This window comes from Streptomyces sp. NPDC046465 (assembly GCF_040646035.1).
Taxonomy (GTDB): Bacteria; Actinomycetota; Actinomycetes; order Streptomycetales; family Streptomycetaceae; genus Streptomyces.
This window is the reverse complement of sequence record NZ_JBEYZK010000089.1, coordinates 1-1,436: the sequence shown is the minus strand read 5'-3', so window position 1 is coordinate 1,436 and position 1,436 is coordinate 1. Positions and strand designations below refer to the sequence as shown.

1 protein-coding gene and 1 pseudogene are annotated in these 1,436 nt (G+C 43.7%); one reads left to right on the top strand and one right to left on the bottom strand.

Annotated features, from left to right (window positions below):
- A pseudogene (locus ABZ953_RS39385) lies at positions 1–95 on the bottom strand (GTP-binding protein); the annotation flags it as partial.
- Between the two features lie 124 nt (positions 96–219).
- On the opposite strand from ABZ953_RS39385, the gene ABZ953_RS39380 reads away from it, so the two are divergent.
- Complete coding sequence (locus tag ABZ953_RS39380; protein WP_003130410.1) at positions 220–1,167, top strand: IS30 family transposase; 948 nt, start codon at positions 220–222, stop codon at positions 1,165–1,167.
- Positions 1,168–1,436: the final 269 nt, after the last annotated feature.

The window sequence follows — 1,436 nt, the reverse complement described above, 5'->3', positions numbered from 1 at the left end:
ATCGCGCCGTCCATCTGCGCGGCACCCGTGATCATGTTCTTGATGTAGTCCGCGTGCCCGGGGCAGTCGACGTGCGCGTAGTGACGCGTCTCCGTTCACATCATACTTCTAATTATAACCGCAAATTGTAAAATGAAGTTAGCCACCTTGAGTCAAGCAAAAAACATCTGAATCTCTTATACTAGAAGTTCGACCAAATAGTATAAAAAGGAAATTCAGATGCAAGACTATTCTATCACAAGCCAGAGCAAAGGGAAACACCTGACCAATCAAGACCGTTTAAACATTGAACGTTGGCACAATAAAGAAGGACTGAGCAACCGTGAGATTGCGCGCTTATTGAATAAAGCTCATGGGACGATTGACAGAGAGATGAAGCGAGGGGAAATCCAGCTCAAGCGGAAGGTAAAATACTCTGCTAAAAAGGCTCAAGAAAATTATGAAGGATTGAGGGCTCACAGTGTTCGTCCGAGTAAACTCACGACTGAGATTGATTGTTATGTGAGTACACGTCTTAAAGAAGACAAGGACTCTTTGGAAGTCATTCATCAGGCTCTAAAAGGAGTTTCTCTGAGCAGCCTCTACAATTGGGTCAACTGGGGCTGGTTAGAAGCCAAGCGTCATCATCTTTTCTATCCGCAGTATAAGGCGGCAAAGAAAATCAAACCTCGTGCGCCAAAGCATCCTTTTGGCAAGTCTATTGAAGAACGGCCTGAGTTCATTAACAATCGCTTAGAAGTGGGGCATTACGAGATTGACACGGTCATTCTTACGAGAGCTAAGAACAAGGTGCTTTTGACGCTCACAGAGCGAAAATACCGCACGGAGATCATTCGCTTGATTGATGGGAAAACAGCACAGGCGGTCAATGATGAGCTGGTGGAACTTCAAAAAAGTTATGACTTCAAATCCATTACCCCTGACAATGGCCATGAATTTGCAAGGCTCTCTGAGGTCGTAAGCTGTCCAGTTTACTATGCACACGCCTACGCGAGCTTTGAGCGAGGGACGAATGAAAACCATAACCGAATGATTCGTAGGCATCTGCCAAAAGGCACAACAAAGACGACCCCTGAAGAAGTCGCCGCTATCGAGTATTGGATGAACCATTATCCAAGAAAAATGTTCAACTATAAGAGTTCATATGAGATGAGCTTGGCTGGCTAACTTGGACTTGCAATTTGCGTTAAAGAAAAATCACAAGTTCAAAAAACTGGAGAAGCGGCAGTTGTCAAAGTAGTAGAAAGTCAAGCTCAACTTTATGAATTAGATCATGATGATGAGAAGCCGAGTCTGTCAGAATTGCTCAGTGCAGGGATGATTACTCAAAAACAAATTTCTGCTTACGATAATTACTATGATCAGAATAAAAATGAAGAACGAAATTTTAATGACTAAAGCAATGTCGCTGTACTGGTCGTAGAGGCGGCCGAAGG